We start from the raw sequence: 17,524 nt of genomic DNA on the forward strand, positions 1-17,524 counted from the left end.
CGAAAGCAGACACATGATCGACTCCCGAGCCCACACTTCGAGCAGATTCCGATCCGCACCCCGCGCCCTCACAGGAGGTATCGCGGTTCTCGTGCTCGCCGCTGCCGCAGCGTGCAGCAGTGGCACCGCCGACACCGACGATGCCGGCACCCAGGTCGTCGACCTGAACGCGAACCCGGCCGCGTGCAGCGAGAACGACCGCGTCGACACGGTCGACCGCGCGTCAGGACCGTTCACGTACACCGACGGCCGCGGACGGACCATCTCCCTCGATTCACAACCGAGCAGAATCATCGCCGACGAGGAATCGGCCGCAGCGCTGATGTCGTACGGAATCAAGCCGATCGCCATCTGGTCCACCACGCCGATGGGGACAAGCCCGATTCTGAGTTGCTCCGACCTGTCCGGCATCGAATCCGTCGGCGACAGCTGGGGGACATTCGATTTCGAGAAGGCTGCGAGTCTCGACCCGGATCTTGTCATCGGCGAGTTCAACCCCCGCTTCGGACAGTTCGGCAAGCTGACCACCACCGCCGATTCGTCCAAGGCCGACACGATCGATCAGCTCGCTCCCACCCTCGGGGTCACCTTGGACACGACGTCGACGGCCAAGACCATCGAGAACTACGCGGGGCTTGCCTCGTCACTCGGAGTCGACCTCGACACTCCGCAACTGGCAGACATCAAGGCCGACTACGACGCCGCCGTCGCGAATTTCGAGAAGGTTGCCTCCGAGCGCCAGGACCTCACCGGCGTCGGAGTGTGGCCACTCGACGTCGCGTACGTCCTCGATCCGTCTGCGGATCCGGACTTCAGCGATTACCAGCGCTGGGGACTGAAGATGTACACGCCGGACGGTACCGATGACGGGTACTGGAAGAAGGTGTCGTGGGAGAACGTGTCGAGTGTCGATGCCGACGTCGCGTTCGTCTATCACGACGTCGCCAACGCCGCCGACGTGAAGCTCGCCGATATTCCGAGTCGCTACCCGGCCTTCGACACGATCGCCGCCGTCGACAAGCAGCAGATGGTGTTGTGGGACTACGGCGCCAACAAGAGCTACAGCCGCTACACCAAGACAATCGACATCTATGCCGACGCGCTGTCCAAGGCGCAGAAGGTCACGCCCGAGTAATTCGGCGGACCGTGAGCTACGGGGTCACCGGCAGACGTCTGCCGGTGGCCCCGTAGTTCGTCGAGGCGGCGCCTACAGCGCGGCTGCGATCTCTCCGGCCTGCCGGTCCAGTTCGGCTCGTTGCGGAGACGACGGCCGAGCACGGAGGCCGAAGCCGTCGCCGATCATCCGTGGGATGACGTGCAGATGCACGTGGAAGATTTCCTGACCGGCCACCGTGCCGTCGGCGAGAAAGAAGTTGACGCCGGCGACACGCGGATTGCTGGCACGCACAGCGGCGGCCACCTTCTGCCCCACCACGAACAGGTGCGCGCCGATCTCCGGCGGCAACTCCGCCAGCGTCCGATACTGCTCCTTGGGCACCACCAACACATGTCCGCTGGTGAGCGGCCTGATGTCCATGAACGCAATCGCTGTCTCGTCCTCGTGGACGCGAGAAGCCTCGGCCGTCCCGGCAATGATCTCGGCGAAAATCGTATAGGGGTTCACAGCCACCGAGCGTAGGCGCTCGATGCTCTGACGCTGCGGGGCCCGGACCCGGAGACTACTGTTTGCCGATGAGCATCGGCGGGGTTCTCTTCGACATCGACGGCGTCCTGGTGTCGTCGTGGCAGGCGGTGCCAGGGGCAGCGGCCACTCTGAAGTACCTGGACAGCAAGGACATTGCGCGCGCGTTCCTGACCAATACGACGTCGAAGACGCGTGAGCAGATCGCTACGGCACTGCGCGACGTGGGGCTGGACGTGCATTCGGACGAGATCGTCACGGCCGCGTCACTCACCGCCGATCATCTCCGGGAGAACTATCCGGATGCGCGAGTGGTCTTGATCAACAACGGCGAGATCGCAGGCGACATGCCGGGAATCGAGTTCGTCGACGAGACGTCCGAGGATCCCGACGTCGTGGTCGTCGGCGGAGCAGGCCCGGAGTTCACCCACGAGCGACTCAGCCGCGTCTACGACTGGCTGTGCCGGGGCATACCCGTCGTCGCGATGCATCGATCGCTGATGTGGAGCACCGGAGCCGGACTGCGCATCGACACGGGCATGTACCTGGGCGGCATGGAGCAGGCGTCGGGACACACCGCGAAGGCCATCGGCAAGCCGGCTCCGCTGGGATTCCGGACCGCGTCCGAGCGGATGGGTGTCGACCCGGACGACGTCGTCATGGTCGGCGACGATCTCGACAACGACGTCCTCGCCGCCCAGGTCGTCGGCATGACGGGAGTGCTCGTCCGCACCGGGAAGTTCCGTCAGGACGTGCTCGATCGACGCAGCACCGACGAGTTCGCGATGGAACCCGACCACGTGATCGACTCGGTCGCCGACCTGCCCGACGTCCTCGGCGACTAGAGAATCGGCGACGGCGTGTACGACGCCCCGGCCGGGAATTTCGCGATCAGACGCTCCACGGCCGAGACGACCGCCGCGACCTGAGCGTCGGCGGCACCGACGAAGGCCGTCTTGTCCGCCAGCGCGGCGTCGAGGGCGGCGCGATCGAGGGGAAGACGATCGTCGGCGGCCAGGCGATCGAGCAGGTCCGGTTCGAGGCCCTGCTCACGCATCGCGAGCGCGACGGCGACGGCGTGTTCCTTGATCGCCTCGTGTGCGGTTTCGCGTCCGACGCCCGCGCGCACGGCGGCCATGAGCACCTTGGTCGTCGCGAGGAACGGCAGGTAGCGGTCGAGTTCCTTGGCGATGACGGCCGGGTAGGCACCGAATTCGTCGAGCACGGTCAGGAAGGTCTCGATGAGTCCGTCGATGGCGAAGAAGGCGTCGGGCAGCGCGACGCGACGCACGACGGAACAGAAGACGTCGCCCTCGTTCCACTGCGCTCCGGCGAGCTCGGCAGCCATCGAGCCGTAGCCGCGCAGCACCACCTGCAGGCCGTTGACGCGCTCGCACGAGCGGGTGTTCATCTTGTGCGGCATCGCCGACGAGCCGACCTGGCCCGCCTGGAAGCCCTCGGTGACGAGTTCGTGGCCGGCCATCAGGCGGACGGTGTGCGCGAACGAGGACGGTCCGGCACCGATCTGGACCAGCGCGGAGACGACCTCGTGATCGAGCGAACGGGGATACACCTGGCCGACGCTGGTGAGTGTGTGCCGGAAACCGAGGTGATCGGCGACGATGCGCTCGAGCGCGACGAGCTTGGCGGAGTCGCCGCCGAACAGGTCGAGCATGTCCTGCGAGGTGCCCATCGGGCCCTTGATTCCGCGCAACGGGTAGCGGGCGATCAGTTCTTGCACCCTCGACAGCGCCAACAGCAGCTCGTCTGCGGCAGAGGCGAAACGCTTGCCCAGCGTGGTGGCCTGAGCTGCGACGTTGTGGCTGCGACCGGCCATGACCAGCGAGGAGTACTCGGCGGCGCGCTCGGCCAACCGCTTCGCGACGGCGACGCCGTGCGCGTGGACGTGTTCGAGCGAGCGCAGGATCTGCAGCTGCTCGACGTTCTCGGTGAGGTCGCGGCTGGTGAGTCCCTTGTGGATGTGCTCGTGGCCGGCGAGGGCGTTGAACTCCTCGATGCGGGCCTTGACGTCGTGGCGGGTGACGCGCTCGCGCTCGGCGATCGACGCGAGATCCACCTGGTCGACGACGGCTTCGTAGTCCGCGATGGCCGCGTTGGGGACGTCGACTCCGAGGGAGGACTGCGCACGCAGCACGGCGATCCACAGTTGACGTTCGAGGGCGATCTTGTGCTCCGGAGACCACAGCTCCACCAGTTCGGGGCTTGCGTAACGGGTGGCCAGGACATTCGGGATGCTCACGAGCGTCCAGCTTACGGGGCGCCGTTGTCGGTCTCGGAAGACGACTGCACTGTTTCGAGAGTGGACTGCACCACCGACCTCCCGCGATCGCACCCGCGTGCCGGCTCGCCGCGCGGAATAACCGCGGCGCGTTCCGATGTTGCAGCCGCCGTGAGCCGAACAGTGAAGGTCGACATCTGGTCCGATATCGCGTGCCCGTGGTGCTTCGTCGGCAAGCGTCGTTTCGAAGCAGGCGCTGCGGAGTTCACCGCCGGGGGCGGAACTCTGGAGGTGGAGTTCCACTCGTTCGAGCTGGCACCCGACACACCTGTCGACTTCGACGGCAGCGAGGTCGACTTCCTCGTCTCTCACAAAGGAATGCCGGCCGCCCAGGTCACGCAGATGTTGGGGCAGATGACCGAGCTGGCCGCAGGCGAGGGGCTCGCATACGACTTCGACGCCTTGCAGCACACCAACACCGTCAAGGCGCACGAGCTCCTGCACTTCGCCAAGTCGAAGGGCAAGCAGGTCGAGATGAAGGAACGGCTCCTGGCGGCCTATTTCGAGGAGGGCCGCCACGTCGGCCGCACCGATGACCTCGCCGACCTGGCCGCGGAGGTCGGCCTCGACCGTGACGAGGTGGTCGAGGCACTGAAGTCCGAGCAGTTCCTGCCGGCAGTGCGCGCGGACAAGGAACAGGCCATCGCCTACGGGATCAGCGGTGTGCCGTTCTTCGTGATCGACGGACGGCTCGGTGTGTCGGGCGCGCAGGCCCCGTCGGTATTCGCCGACGTCCTGCAGAAGGCCGCTGCCGACTCATGAGCGGTCCTTTGGAGATGGTCGGCGACGACCACGGCCCCGTCTGCGAAGACGGTGTGTGCGAGGTGCCGCCGATCCGAGACGCAGACTCCGGCGAGACCGACTAGCAGTTCAATCGGCCGGCACCTGTTCCGCCGGTGCCACGATGTCGATGACGGCCAAGAGCATGCTTCGCGCCATGTGGCGCGGGTCGGGGTCCACTTCGCTGAGCGCTCCGACGACGGCCCCGTCGACCACTGCCACGAGTCGTCTCAGTTGCTCTTCCTGCACGGTTCGGCCCGATCTGCGCAGCACGTCGGTGAGCAGGTCGTCGATCTGGGCGCGCAGCCGCAGTTGCACTTCTCGCAGTTCGGGATGCCGGGCCGAGGCGATGAAGCGTTCGTATCTCGCGATCAGCTGCTCATGGCCGTCCTGGGGCCCGATGAGCAGGTCGACGATGAGGTCGACCGTCGACTCCATCTCGTTCGAGCACTTGCCCTCGTCGTCGATGCGACCGCGCATGACGTCGATCTCGCGCGTCCCGACGACGTCGACCGCCGCGGCTACCAGGTCTCCGAGGGACTCGAAATAGTAGGTGGTCGACGCCAGCGGCAACCCCGCTCGTGCGGCCACCGATCGGTGCCGCACCGCGTCGAATCCGCCCTCGACGAGAAGGTCCGCAGCGGCCGACGCCAATGCCTGGCGGCGGCGCACCCCCTTCGGAGTCGCACCCGACACCTTGTGCTGCGACTCGGTCGGACCTGCGGACATTCAAGTCATCGTGCCAGCTCGAGGCCATTCGTCGGACTGCTTTCGCGCTATGGAATTGTCGTCACTCGTGGCACATCGAACGATCGACCTTCGCTCCGACACCATCACCCGACCCGATTCGGTCATGCGAAAAGCCATGGCCGACGCCGAAGTGGGCGACGACGTCCTCGATCACGATCCGACGATGGCGGCGCTGGAAGAAGCAGTGGCAGGGTTGCTCGGGTTCGAGTCGGCACTGTGGGTGCCGTCGGGCTCGATGGGCAACATCATCGCGCTGATGCTGCATCTGCAACGCGGCGATCGCTTCCTGGCCCCCGAGCATGCGCACGTGCTGGGTTCCGAGCTCGGCACCGCCGCATGGCTGGCAGGCGGGATGCCCGACGCCCTCCCCCACGACGGCGGCCCCGGACGCCCCCTCGCGTCGACGGTGCGTGCGAAAGCGGGCGGTGCCGGACCGTACTTCTCGCTGCGGACGACGCTGCTGTCGCTCGAGAACACCCACAACTTTGCCGGCGGTGCCGTGTTCGGCCCGGACGAATGGTCCGAACTCGTTGCCACGGGCCGTGACTCGGGTCTGAAGATTCACCTGGACGGCGCGAGACTGTGGAATGCCGCTGTGGCCCTGGATGTTCCGATCGCGTCGCTCACTGCGGGCGCCGACACGGTGCAGGTCTGCCTGAGCAAGGGCCTCGGTGCACCCGTCGGCTCGATGTTGGTCTCGGACTCCGCACGTATCCACGAGGCGCGACGCGTCCGAAAGATGTTGGGCGGCGGCGTCCGTCAGGGTGGCGTGTTGGCCGCCGCCGGGCTCGTCGCATTGGGTCGCATCGGTGACCTGGCCGAGGATCACGCCAACGCGTCCGCACTCGCGTCCGGCCTGCGCGAGCGAGGCTGGGAGGTAGCGGAACCGGAGACCAACATCGTCCTCGCAACGGTTCCCGACCCGGCGACGACGGTCACCGAGCTGGCCGAGCTGGGCATCGCCGCGGTGACCGTCGCGGGCAAGGTGCGCTTCGTGACCCACCGCGACGTCGACGCCGCCGATATCTCCGAGGTACTGGAGCGGCTGCGCCGCAGGTGAACGCCGTGCCTTCCTGTCGTTCCGCAGCGGAACGACCCCAAGGCACCTCACTCACATGCGACGAAGTCGCTCCAACGCCTCCTCGACGTCGGACGTGGTGCCCGCGAACGAGAATCGCACCGTGTGGTTCCCGCGGACGGTGTCGAAGTCGACCCCGGGTGCCAACGCGACACCGGTCTCCCCCAGCACTCGGGCGCACCAACCACGCGAGTCGTCGGTGAGGTGCGCGATGTCGGCGTAGACGTAGAAGGCACCATCGGCCGGTGCGAGATCGGTGATGCCCATGGCCGGCAGACCGTCGAGCAGAATTCGGCGGTTGACGTCATAGCGCTCGACGTGTGAATCCAGCTCTCGGCGTGATTCTTCGGTGAACGCGGCGATGGCGGCAACCTGAGAGATCGCCGGTGGGCATACCGTCATGTTCGACGCCAATCGTTCGACGGCCCTGCGCAATCGGGTCGGCAGCAGCATCCACCCCAGCCGCCATCCGGTCATCGAGAAGTACTTCGACACCGATCCGATGGCGACGGATTCCGTGGAGGTCTCCCAGGCGCTCGACGTGCGCGCGTCCCCGTAGGCGATGCCGTGGTAGATCTCGTCGGAGATCAACAGAGTTCCGTGCTCGTCGCACCAGCGCGCGATCGCAGCCAGCTCGTCGGGGTCGATGATCGTGCCGGTGGGGTTGGCGGGGCTCGCGATGATCAGACCCGCGGGCGGCTCGGGTAGTTCGTCGAGCATGGCGACGGTCGGTTGGAACCGCGTCTCTTCCACGCAGTCCAGTTCGACGACGCGGCAGCCCAACGCGGCCAACGTGTTTCGATATGCCGGATAGCCAGGCCTCGCCATGACGACGGTGTCGCCGGCGTCGAACGCAGCGAGGAACAGCAACGTGAACGCGCCCGACGACCCGGTGGTGATCACCACGTCCGCGGCGTCGACGGTGATGCCGTACCGCGCGCTGTGGTACTCGGCGATCGCGCGACGCAGCGGCAGAATCCCGAGCGTCTCGGTGTACCCGAGCAGGTGCGCATCCAGGGCCTCGCGGGTAGCGCGCAAGACTGGCTCGGGTGCCCGGGTGGAGGGTTGACCTGCAGCAAGCGAGAGCACGTCGCCGTGAGTGCGCGCCCGCTCGGCCGCTGCGGCGAACACATCCATCACATGGAACGGCTCGACCTTCGATCGCTGCGATTCGTTGTGCATTGTTTCGACCCTACCGATCCTGGGACGCTCGGTAACTCAAGCTTTCGCAAACGCGCGCGCATTTGCCATGTGCGCGCAAAACCGCGTCGTTTCGGAGGCGATTCTGCGCGCATCCGACGAATGCGCGCGCGTTTGCCCCCGACGACCGGCCTCGACAAACCCGGCCGACGCAGCGCACCTACAGCGCGATTCGACCCTCCACCGCAGCCAGGCCGATGTCCGTGCGAAAGTGGCTGCCCGGCAATCGGATTCCCGCGATACGGGAGTAGGCATCGTCTCGGGCGGCGGTGAGGTCGAATCCGGTGCCGACCACGCTCAGCACGCGTCCGCCCGCAGAGACGACCGCGCCGTCCTTCACCGCGGTGCCGGCATGCAGGACGCCTGCGCCGTCGGAGCCGAGGATTTCGTCACCGGTGCGCGGTCGACCGGGATAGTTCTCGGCGGCGATGACGACGGTGACGGCAGCACCGTCCTTCCAACGCAGCGGCGGAAGTGACGCAAGCGTGCCGGTTGCGGTCGCGTTCAACACCTCACCGATGGGTGAGTCGAGCAGCGCGAGCACCGCCTGGGTCTCGGGATCGCCGAAGCGACAGTTGAATTCGACGACCGCCGGGCCGTCGGCACCCATCGCCAGACCGGCGTACAGCAGACCGGAGAACGGCACGCCGCGCTGCACCATCTCGACGGCAACGGGCTTCACGACATCGCGGACGATCTCCTCGACGGCGCCCTCGGGCAACCACGGCAGCGGGGTGTACGCACCCATGCCACCGGTGTTGGGTCCGGTGTCCCCGTCGCCGACGCGTTTGTGGTCCTGCGCGGGCAGCAGCGGCACCACGGACTCGCCGTCGACGAGGCAGAACAGGGACACCTCGGGGCCGTCGAGGAACGACTCGAGCAGAACCGGGTGGCCGTTCTCGAGGAGCTCCGCCGCGTGATCGCGAGCGATGAGGCGATCGGTGGTGACGACGACACCCTTGCCTGCGGCCAGGCCGTCGTCCTTGACCACCCAGTTGGGGCCGAAACGGTCGAGGGCTGCGTCGAGCAGGGCGGGCGAATCGACGATTTCACTGTGCGCGGTCCGCACACCGGCCGCGGCCATGACGTCCTTGGCGAATGCCTTGGACCCTTCGATGCGGGCGGCCTCGGCGGAGGGACCGAACACGGCGATGCCGGCCTGACGGAGGGCGTCGGCCACGCCGAGGACCAGCGGGACCTCCGGTCCGATGACGACGAGATCGGCTTCGATCTTCTTCGCCAACGCGGTCACCGCCTCACCGGAGGCGACATCGACCGCGTGCTGCTCGGCGAGCTTCGCGGTACCTGCGTTGCCGGGAGCCACGAAGAGCTTCTCGACCGACGGATCGGCCTTCAACGCAAGAAGGAGGGCGTGCTCACGAGCACCGGAACCTATGACTAGTACGCGCACAGTGCATCAGACTATCTGCTCGACGCGAAAGCGCCCCGCACCTGTCACGGCGCGGGGCTCTTTCGTGGTGGTCCGGTGTTACTGGGTGAGGTCGTAGAACGTCACGTTGTCGACCGTGGTCGCGGTGAAGTTCTCGGTGACCCAGGCGGAAATTTCCGCCGAGGTACCCGACTCCATGCCCGGCATGCCGCCGCCTCCGATGAAGTAGTGGATCTCTCCGTCGGCGACGTACTGCTGGAATTGGGCGAGGGTCGGCGAGGGGTCGGTGCCGTTGAATCCACCGATCGGCATGACGGGATCCTCGGTGGCCAGTTGGTAGCCCGCCGCGGTGTTGGCTCCGATGGCCGCTGCCACCCAGGTGTAGGAGTCGGCGTCCTGCTCGAGCATCTCGGTGATGGCCGCGGTCGGTGCACTGCCTTCGAGCAGACCACCCATACCGCCACCCATACCGCCGCCCATACCCCGAGCCGTTCCGCCCATCTCGGCCCCGCCGTCGCCGCCGGCAGCCCCCGCCTGACCCGGGAAACCCGCAGGCGGTTGCATTCCGGCAGGCAACTGAACCCCGGCAGGCAGCTGCATACCGCCGGGCATTCCGCCCGGGCCGCCCCGACCTTCGCCCATACCGCCGAATCCGCGCATACCGGTGTTCGGACCGGCCGAGACGATGGCACCGGTGTGCGGAGTATCGATCGTGTCGACCGCGTAGGCCGTCGGCCCGGCGAGTCCGGCGAACATCACCGCCAGGATCGACGCCGCCGCCAGCCTGCCGCGGGTCAGCGCAGGAACGAGCAGTGCTACCGCTGCCACAACTCCGACGACGACGATCGCCCACTTCAGCCACGGCACGAAACTCTCACTGCGACCGAGCAACACCCACGCCGTCACGACGGTCGACGCCACCGCGACGGCCATCGCGATGCGTACCCAGTACATGTCGCGCCGACGCCACAGCACCACACTGCCGATGCCGATCAGCGCGGCAACGGCGGGTGCGAGCGCAACGGTGTAGTACGCGTGGAAGATTCCGGCCATGAAGCTGAACGTCAGACCGGTGACGAGAAGCCACGATCCCCAGACGATCAGCGACGCGCGTTGCCCGTCGGTTCGAGGTGACCTGCCGCGCAACACGAGTCCGACGACGAGCAGGATCAACGCAGCCGGGATCAGCCAGGCGATCTGGCCACCCTGGGAGGAGTCGAACATGCGGAAGATTCCGGTTTCTCCCCAGATACCACCGGGCATCCCACCCGCCATTCCGCCGGGCATGTCCGCGCCCATACCGCCGCGCCCGGGGGTGACACTTCCGGTCTCGTCGCCACTGAGGCGACCGAATCCGTTGTACCCGAGCGTGAGTTCCAGAATCGAATTGTTCTGCGAGCCACCGACCCACGGCCGGGAGGACGCCGGCCAGAATTCCACGATCAGAATCCACCATCCCGCCGAGACGAGCATCGCGCCCAGCGCGCCGAAGAGCTGCCACAGCCGGGTGAGGAACTTCGGCGGCCCGGCGATCAGGTAGGTCAGAGCCAGCGGCGGTACGACGAGCATCACCTGGAGTTGCTTGGTGAGGAAGCCGAATCCGACGAACATGCCGGTGATCAACAGCCACTTGGTCTTTCCGGTCTCGACGCCTCGCAGCAACGCCCAGACCGAGGCGATCATCAGCAGCACCAGCAACGCGTCGGGATTGTTGAACCGGAACATCAGTGCGGCAACCGGAGTCACGGCCAGTACCAGGCCGGCGAGCAGACCCGCCGCTCCGCCGAAGCGCCGCTTGACGGTCGCTCGCAGCAGTGCCACGGAGGCGACGCCGAGGAGCGCCTGCGGCACCAGCATCGCCCAGGTGTTGAGTCCGAAGATGCGCACCGACAACGACATCAACCACAGCGACATCGGGGGCTTGTCGACGGTGATCGAATTGGCCGCGTCGGAGGAGCCGAAGAAGAAGGCCTTCCACGACACCGAACCCGCCTGTATCGCAGCGGAATAGAAGGAGTTGGCCCAGCCCGACGCGCCGAGTCCCCAGATGTAGGCAACGCCGGTTCCGAAGAGCAGAGCCACCAGCCCGATCAGTTCCCAACGCGGGGACGTCACCGGTGTGGAATCGGCAGCCGCGGAGGGCCGCTCGATCGTCGTCGTCACAGGCTCTTCTCCGAACTCGCGGACTCCGAGCCTGCGTCGGAGGAGCTACGGAAGACCCACCGCAGGGCGACGAATCGGCACACGGTGGCAACGAGATTGGCGACGATGAGGACGGCGAGTTCGACGTGCCGGGACACATCGGGCACCCAGGCATGCAGTACCGCGAGCGATCCACTGGTGACAAGCAGGGCGAAGCCGAAGATGGCCAGTCCCTGCAGTTGGTGCTTGCCTGCACCATCCGATCCACGGACGCCGAAAGTGAAGGCGCGGTTGGCCGCGGTGTTGAGCACCGCGGTGATCAGCAGTCCGAAGAAGTTCGCGGCCTGCGCGCCGATCAACGAGTGCAGCACGAGGTACAGCAGCGCGTAGGCGATGGTGCTGGCGATGCCGATGATGCCGAATCGCACCATCTGACTGATCATTCCGTGCGGTACTCCGGGCACGAGCGGCTCCCGTCCCAGGCTTCGACGCAGTTCGGCGACGGGCAACACTCCGGTGGCCAGGGCGCGGCCGACGCGCCAGCATCCCTGCAGGTCCTTGACGGCGGTATCGACGATGTTGACGCTGCTGTTCGGATCGTCGACCCAGTCCACCGGGACCTCGTGGATACGCAGGCCGACTTTCTCGGCGATGACGAGCAGTTCGGTGTCGAAGAACCATCCGGTGTCTTCGACGAGCGGCAGCAGTTGCCGGGCCACATCGGTGCGCATGGCCTTGAAACCACACTGCGCATCGGAGAATCGTGCTCGCAGCGAGGTCCGTAGAATGAGATTGTAACTGCGCGAGATGAATTCACGCTTCGCACCGCGGACCACCCGGGACGATCGGTTGAGCCGAGATCCGATGGCGAGGTCCGAGTGACCGGACATCAGCGGCGCGATCAGCGGCATCAGAGCGTTGAGGTCGGTGGAGAGATCGACGTCCATGTAGGCCACGACATCGGCGTCCGATGCCAGCCAGACGGCCTTGAGCGCTCGTCCGCGACCCTTCTCGTCCAGGTGATGGACCTGAACTCCCTCGATCTCGTCGGCGAGCCGATGTGCCACCGCGAGGGTGCTGTCGGTACTGGCGTTGTCGGCGATGGTGATTCGCGACCGGAACGGGATCCGCTCTTCCAGATGCTCGTGCAGACGACGAATGCACTGTTCGAGATCCGCCTCTTCGTTGTATACCGGGATGACCACCTCGAGAGTGGCCGTGGCGTTCGAGCCGGGCCGCTGGCCTGCTGCTCGTGCGAGGGAATTCGTTGTCATGACGACAACGATCGGGCCCGGACCTTGAATCGCCCTGCGACCGACCTGGCAATTATCTGGGAGCCACGACCACTGGTAGGGCCCCGGTCGAGTCGGGTAGGGCATCCTGTTCCCATGGCTTCCATTTTCAGCAAGATCATCGCCGGTGAGATTCCCGGACGTTTCGTCTGGCAGGACGACGACGTGGTTGCGTTTCTGACGATCGCGCCGGTCACGCAGGGGCACACGCTGGTGGTTCCGCGTGAGGAGATCGACCAGTGGCAGGACGTCGACGGTGCCGCGTTCGCCAAGATCACCGCCGTCGCGCAGATCATCGGCCAGGCCGTCCGGACCGCGTTCGACGCACCGCGCGCCGGTCTGCTGATCGCCGGGCTGGAGGTTCCGCACCTGCACCTGCACGTGTTCCCGGCGTACGACATGGGGAACTTCGACATTTCGGGTGCCGATCCGAATCCGTCGGCGGAGTCGCAGGACGAGGCCGCGGCCAAGCTCCGAGCAGCGTTACGCCACCTCGGGCACGAGGCTCACGTCCCGGACTGATCCATCTCGCTCACCGCAGCGGCACCAACAGCCGTCGACGCGTCCTGAGCTGCATGGACACGTCGTCCGATCGGGTGTCGGGGTCGTAACCAGGGCCGATGTCGGTGTCGATGTCGTGCGGTCCCGGCGCGAGCCCGCATTCGGGGCACATCCCCAGTGGTCCGAGGTCGGTTCCGCAGGGCGCGTGGATGAATCGTCGACGCTTCCCTGCGGGTTTCGCGGTCTGTTCCTCACCCCAGTAGCTCAGGGCGAAGACGGCGGGCCAGAGACCTTCGAGGGCGGCGGTCGGGACGTAGTTCTCGCGTCCGCCCTCCGATACACGAAGTCGTTCGAGCAACCCGGCGTCGACCAATGCGCCGAGTCGCTGAGCGAGGACGGCCTTGGAGATGTCGAGGTGGACCTGGAAATCACCGAAGCGTCGAACGCCGAAGAAGCAGTCGCGAACGATGAGCATGGTCCATCGCTCGCCGACGAGTTCGAGGGCACGGGCCAGGGAGCAGTCCTGGCGGGCGTAGTCGATTCCGAGTGCCATGCCGCGATAGTACAGTCTGTTGACCGAACCAAGTCGGGCGTTTACAGTTCGATCACCAGACCACAAGGACAACGATGACCGATACTGCCCCCTCGCCCGCCGGCACTGCGAACAGCACCCGCGCACTCACCATCGCAGCGCTCGGCACCCTGCTGACTCTGATGGCGTTCACCGCACCGCTCGCGACCATCAACAGCACCGCGGCAGACCTGATGTCCGACGCCGCAGGACGCACCTGGATTCTCAGCTCCATGAGCATCGGCCTCGCCGCGGCCCTGCTCACCACCGGTACCGTCGCCGACGACTTCGGCCGTCGACGCACGTTCGCAGTCGGTGCAGCCGTCCTCGCCGTCGGCGCGATCGCCTGCGCAGTCTCGCCGAACACGCTGATCTTCGTCGTGGCGCGCATCGTGCAAGGCCTCGGCGGCGCGGCCGTCATCGCGTCGAGTCTCGGCATCATCGCCCACACCCACCCGGCCGGTCCGGTGCGCGCGAAGGCCAGCGGCGTGTGGGGCGCGAGCGTGGGTGCCGGAATCGCGCTCGGGCCCTTGCTCGCCGCACTATTGGATCGCTGGGCAAGTTGGCGTGAGGCCTACGTGGTGCTCACGATCGCCACGCTCGCGCTGGCCGTCGCCGCACACCTGCTCGTCGAAGAATCCAGGTCCGACGCCCCGCGTGGCCTCGATCCGATCGGCGCGCTGCTGTTGGCGACGGGCATCGCCGCGTTGCTGGCCGCGCTGGTCGAGGGCAGGCAGGGCTGGACAGCCGTCACCCCGATCGTGCTGTTCATCCTCGCGGCCCTGTTGCTGGCCGCTTTTGTGGTCCTCGAATTACGCAGCGCCACAGCGATGCTGGATCTCGCCCTCTTCCGACACCCCCCGTTTCTGGCCGCCACGGTCGCCGCGCTGGCCACCGGCGGCGGAATCATCGCTCTCATGTCGTACATGCCCGGATTCCTCGGAACCGTACTGGGAATCGATGCGCTCGGTGCCGCTCTGCTGCTGTTCGGCTGGTCTGCCACGTCCGTCGTCACCGCTCTGCTTGCCCGCAGGCTGCCGGCGTCGCTGAGCGGTCGAGCGCAACTCGCCGTCGGTCTGGTGGGCGTCGCGATCGGCATGGTGATGCTCACGGGGTTGTCCGAGACCGCATCCTGGCCGCGACTGTTGCCGGGACTGCTGGTGGCAGGCGTTGCCAGTGGGGTACTCAACGCCGCTCTCGGACGCGAGGCCGTGGCCAGTGTTCCCGCCGGGCGCGGCGGCATGGGCAGCGGGGCGAACAACACTGCGCGCTACGTCGGATCCGCCATCGGGGTCACCGTCGTTGCGGTGGTTGCCGTTCCGGCCGGCGACCACAGCGCGACTGCTCTGACCCAAGGCTGGAACACGGCCGCTCTGGTCACTGCCGCGATCTCGGTTCTCGGGGCCGTGGTCGTGGCGGCCTCACGCTCCCGGCGGTAGCGAGTACTCCTGCTCCGGCCTCCCGGTCGATCCGTAGCGCAGCTGCATGCGCAGTCGCCCCTTGGACACCAGGGTTGCCAGATAGCGCTGGGCCGTCGCGCGTGAAATGCCGATGGCCGCAGCAACTTCACCCGCGGACATCGGCTCGGCCGTCGTGCGCACCGCGTCGAGCACCAGATCACGGGTGACGGACTGCGAGGACGGCAGCGGTGCCGCAGCGCGCGGTCGGAGCGCATCGAGTCCGCTGTCGATGTCGACCTGGCTCAGCTCGTCCGAACGGTCGAGTGCGCCGCGGTACGTCAGGTATCCGGTGAGGCGATCGACCAACGCCGAGCGCGGAAACGGTTTGATCAGATACGTCCAGGCACCCGCGGTCATTGCCGAGCGAACCGTCTGCTGATCCGCCGCAGCAGAGAGCACCACTGCGTCGCACTCGAGTTCGCGCAGCAGGTCGATTCCCGATCCGTCGGGCAGATAGACATCGACCAGCGCCAGATCGAACGACTGCGTCGATGCCAGCTCCCGAGCCTGGGCGATACTCGTCGCCACCGCGGCCACCTCGTAGTTGTCCAGCGAATTCACCAGTGCGGCATGCAGATCCGCGACCCGGAAATCGTCGTCCACGACCAGTACTCTCATTGCGACACCTCGTCGGTCAGTAGTGCATCCGGGATCGACGCGATGAACACTGCGCCTCCTCGTTCGTTCTCCTCGGTGATCTGCCCACCGACATCGGCCAGCGTCACGTCGCCGCCGCGGGTGCGCGCGATCTGCCGACTCAGCGCCAGTCCCACTCCTCGACCGCCGGGCGAGTCGGCTGTCGACTTGGTCGAGACTCCCTCCACGAACACCTGATCGAGCTCCAGGTTCACCCCGTCGCCGGAATCGACGACCACGATGTGCAGGGTCGAACCGTCCTGCACCAGTTCCACTTCCACCTCGGCCGGCCGCCTGACTCCCAGCCTGGCAGCGTCGATCGCGTTGTCGACGAGATTGCCCAGCACAGTCGTCACGTCGACCGGAACGGCCACCTCTCCCCCGACCCAGGTGTTCTCGCCCAACACCATTCGGACTCCGCTCTCGCGGGCGTGCGCGGCTTTGGCCGTCAGGAACGACCGCAGATAGGCGTCGGCCACGGCATCGATACCCTCGACGGTTTCCGATCTCGGCCCCACCCCGAGAATCTCGTCGATGTACTGCGACGCACGGTCGGGGTGACCCTCGTGCAGTAGCCCGCTGACCAGGTGCATCCGGTTCGCGAACTCGTGGCGTTGGGCGCGCAGCACCGCCGACATGGACTGCACCGCGTCGAGCTGACGCGTCAGTGTCTCCACGTCGGTCCGGTCACGCACGGTCAGCACCGTACCCAGATTGCGATTGTCACGCAGCACTTTTCGGGCGGAGGCGATGACGACCACCTCGTCCACGGCGGCGAGTACCGGCTCGGACGTCGGGGATTCGATGACTTCGAGCAGCCTCGGGGTCAGGCCGATGTCCTCGATGCGCATCCCCGGCTTACCATCGATCGAGAGCAGGCTACGCGCCTCGTCGTTGACGACCGTGACGACTCCGTCGGGGTCGATGGCGACCACGCCCTCGCCGATGCCGTGCAGCACGGCTTCTTGTTCACGGACCAGTTCGGCGAGCTCCTCCGGCTCGAGCCCCAGCGTCAGCCGCTTCCACCTGCGCGCAAGCAGAGTCGAGCCGATCAGCCCGAGCAGCAGCACGGCACCGGTCACCAACGCGCCGTTGATCAGATCCTTCACCAGCTCGGTGCGCACGGCCGTGGTCGAGATACCGACACTCACTTCGCCGATCACCAGGTCGGTCGAACCGAGCGCCAGCACAGGCACTTTCGCGCGTACGGAGTCACCCAGAGTGCCGCGCTCCTGCTCGACCACCTCGTTGCCGGCCAACGCCCCCGACGGATCGGTGCTCACCCGCTGACCGAGCACCGTCGGATCGGGGTGCGCCAACCGCAGACCCCGATCATCGGTGATGACGACGAACAGAGCGTCGGTGCGATTTCGGGCCCCCTCGGCCGCGCGCTGCAACGCCCCGCCCGCCAGCACTCCCGCGGGCGCGGCATCGGTGCCCGCGGTGTCGACCGCCGAGAACTGCTCGACGAGCGAGCGCACCTCCGGGTCCGACGCCACCGTCCGGGCGACCGCGAGCGCACGTTCGCCGTACTCCTCGCTCGCCTGCCTGCCACTGCTGATCGCGAACACCCCGAACGCCACTGCCAGGGCCACCGCCACCAGCGCTGCCTGCAACAACAGCACCTGGGTCCTCAATCGCACCCACCCAGGCTATGCGTCGGGCGGGCTCGAGCACAATGCGCAAAAGGCTCTTTACGTTGCTTGCGCGGGTAGTGCGCACAACAGCGACCCTGTGATGCCGGTTACGTAACTTCAGTCACACACGCAGTCCAACCGGACCC

General features: G+C 66.7%; 16 protein-coding genes. 6 read left to right on the forward strand and 10 right to left on the reverse strand.

Annotation, left to right across the window (positions count from 1 at the left end; genetic code table 11):
* Positions 1 to 13: 13 nt before the first annotated feature.
* Positions 14 to 1,135, forward strand: a complete 1,122-nt coding sequence (locus CH302_RS15180) for an ABC transporter substrate-binding protein (protein WP_037194532.1) — start codon at positions 14 to 16, stop codon at positions 1,133 to 1,135.
* 72 nt (positions 1,136 to 1,207) lie between these two features.
* Here CH302_RS15180 and CH302_RS15185 read toward each other — a convergent pair whose 3' ends face one another.
* Complete coding sequence (locus CH302_RS15185) at positions 1,208 to 1,624, reverse strand: HIT family protein (protein WP_037194529.1); 417 nt, start codon at positions 1,622 to 1,624, stop codon at positions 1,208 to 1,210.
* 68 nt (positions 1,625 to 1,692) lie between these two features.
* Between CH302_RS15185 and CH302_RS15190 the strand changes: the two genes are divergently transcribed.
* Entirely contained in the window at positions 1,693 to 2,487 is a 795-nt protein-coding gene (locus tag CH302_RS15190; protein ID WP_037194526.1) for an HAD-IIA family hydrolase, read from the forward strand.
* Here CH302_RS15190 and purB read toward each other — a convergent pair.
* A complete protein-coding gene (gene purB / locus CH302_RS15195) occupies positions 2,484 to 3,902 on the reverse strand; it encodes an adenylosuccinate lyase (protein ID WP_037194525.1) in 1,419 nt (472 codons plus the stop codon). The genes CH302_RS15190 and purB overlap by 4 nt on opposite strands.
* Before the next feature lie 150 nt (positions 3,903 to 4,052).
* On the opposite strand from purB, the gene CH302_RS15200 reads away from it, so the two are divergent.
* Complete coding sequence (locus CH302_RS15200; RefSeq protein ID WP_037194731.1) at positions 4,053 to 4,703, forward strand: DsbA family oxidoreductase; 651 nt, start codon at positions 4,053 to 4,055, stop codon at positions 4,701 to 4,703.
* Positions 4,704 to 4,811: 108 nt separating this feature from the next.
* Here the strand turns inward: CH302_RS15200 and CH302_RS15205 are convergent, their stop codons facing one another.
* Positions 4,812 to 5,450, reverse strand: a complete 639-nt coding sequence (locus tag CH302_RS15205) for a TetR/AcrR family transcriptional regulator (RefSeq protein ID WP_052048002.1) — start codon at positions 5,448 to 5,450, stop codon at positions 4,812 to 4,814.
* Between the two features lie 67 nt (positions 5,451 to 5,517).
* Between CH302_RS15205 and CH302_RS15210 the strand changes: the two genes are divergently transcribed.
* Positions 5,518 to 6,531, forward strand: a complete 1,014-nt coding sequence (locus CH302_RS15210) for a GntG family PLP-dependent aldolase (protein ID WP_230596424.1) — start codon at positions 5,518 to 5,520, stop codon at positions 6,529 to 6,531.
* A gap of 51 nt (positions 6,532 to 6,582) precedes the next feature.
* Here CH302_RS15210 and CH302_RS15215 read toward each other — a convergent pair whose 3' ends face one another.
* The 4 genes from CH302_RS15215 to CH302_RS15230 all read right to left on the reverse strand — a co-directional run bounded on the left by CH302_RS15215 (position 6,583) and on the right by CH302_RS15230 (position 12,555).
* The gene (locus tag CH302_RS15215; RefSeq protein WP_037194521.1) at positions 6,583 to 7,731 is read right to left on the reverse strand and encodes a pyridoxal phosphate-dependent aminotransferase; all 1,149 of its coding nucleotides are present in this window, start codon (positions 7,729 to 7,731) and stop codon (positions 6,583 to 6,585) included.
* A 178-nt stretch (positions 7,732 to 7,909) separates the two neighbouring features.
* Positions 7,910 to 9,160, reverse strand: a complete 1,251-nt coding sequence (gene purD, locus CH302_RS15220; protein ID WP_037194518.1) for a phosphoribosylamine--glycine ligase — start codon at positions 9,158 to 9,160, stop codon at positions 7,910 to 7,912.
* 78 nt (positions 9,161 to 9,238) lie between these two features.
* On the reverse strand, positions 9,239 to 11,302 hold the full coding sequence (locus tag CH302_RS15225; RefSeq protein ID WP_037194516.1) for an ArnT family glycosyltransferase: 2,064 nt from the start codon (positions 11,300 to 11,302) through the stop codon (positions 9,239 to 9,241).
* Complete coding sequence (locus CH302_RS15230; RefSeq protein WP_037194514.1) at positions 11,299 to 12,555, reverse strand: bifunctional glycosyltransferase family 2/GtrA family protein; 1,257 nt, start codon at positions 12,553 to 12,555, stop codon at positions 11,299 to 11,301. The genes CH302_RS15225 and CH302_RS15230 overlap by 4 nt, the downstream gene beginning before the upstream one ends.
* A gap of 114 nt (positions 12,556 to 12,669) precedes the next feature.
* On the opposite strand from CH302_RS15230, the gene CH302_RS15235 reads away from it, so the two are divergent.
* The gene (locus CH302_RS15235; RefSeq protein ID WP_037194512.1) at positions 12,670 to 13,095 is read left to right on the forward strand and encodes an HIT family protein; all 426 of its coding nucleotides are present in this window, start codon (positions 12,670 to 12,672) and stop codon (positions 13,093 to 13,095) included.
* Between the two features lie 10 nt (positions 13,096 to 13,105).
* Here CH302_RS15235 and CH302_RS15240 read toward each other — a convergent pair whose 3' ends face one another.
* Positions 13,106 to 13,627, reverse strand: coding sequence for a winged helix-turn-helix transcriptional regulator (locus tag CH302_RS15240; protein WP_037194510.1), 522 nt, complete (start codon positions 13,625 to 13,627; stop codon positions 13,106 to 13,108).
* Positions 13,628 to 13,701: 74 nt separating this feature from the next.
* Between CH302_RS15240 and CH302_RS15245 the strand changes: the two genes are divergently transcribed.
* The gene (locus CH302_RS15245) at positions 13,702 to 15,084 is read left to right on the forward strand and encodes an MFS transporter (RefSeq protein ID WP_037194508.1); all 1,383 of its coding nucleotides are present in this window, start codon (positions 13,702 to 13,704) and stop codon (positions 15,082 to 15,084) included.
* Here the strand turns inward: CH302_RS15245 and CH302_RS15250 are convergent.
* Together CH302_RS15250 and CH302_RS15255 are read right to left on the reverse strand one after the other, a co-directional pair.
* On the reverse strand, positions 15,067 to 15,723 hold the full coding sequence (locus CH302_RS15250) for a response regulator (RefSeq protein WP_037194505.1): 657 nt from the start codon (positions 15,721 to 15,723) through the stop codon (positions 15,067 to 15,069). The two genes, CH302_RS15245 and CH302_RS15250, sit on opposite strands and share 18 nt — an antisense overlap.
* Positions 15,720 to 17,384: a sensor histidine kinase gene (locus CH302_RS15255; RefSeq protein ID WP_037194503.1), complete on the reverse strand. Its 1,665-nt coding sequence runs from the start codon at positions 17,382 to 17,384 to the stop codon at positions 15,720 to 15,722. Before CH302_RS15255 ends, CH302_RS15250 begins: the two co-directional genes overlap by 4 nt.
* Positions 17,385 to 17,524 lie beyond the last annotated feature (140 nt).

The organism is Rhodococcus sp. 15-2388-1-1a, assembly GCF_002259145.1.
Classification (GTDB): Bacteria; Actinomycetota; Actinomycetes; order Mycobacteriales; family Mycobacteriaceae; genus Rhodococcoides.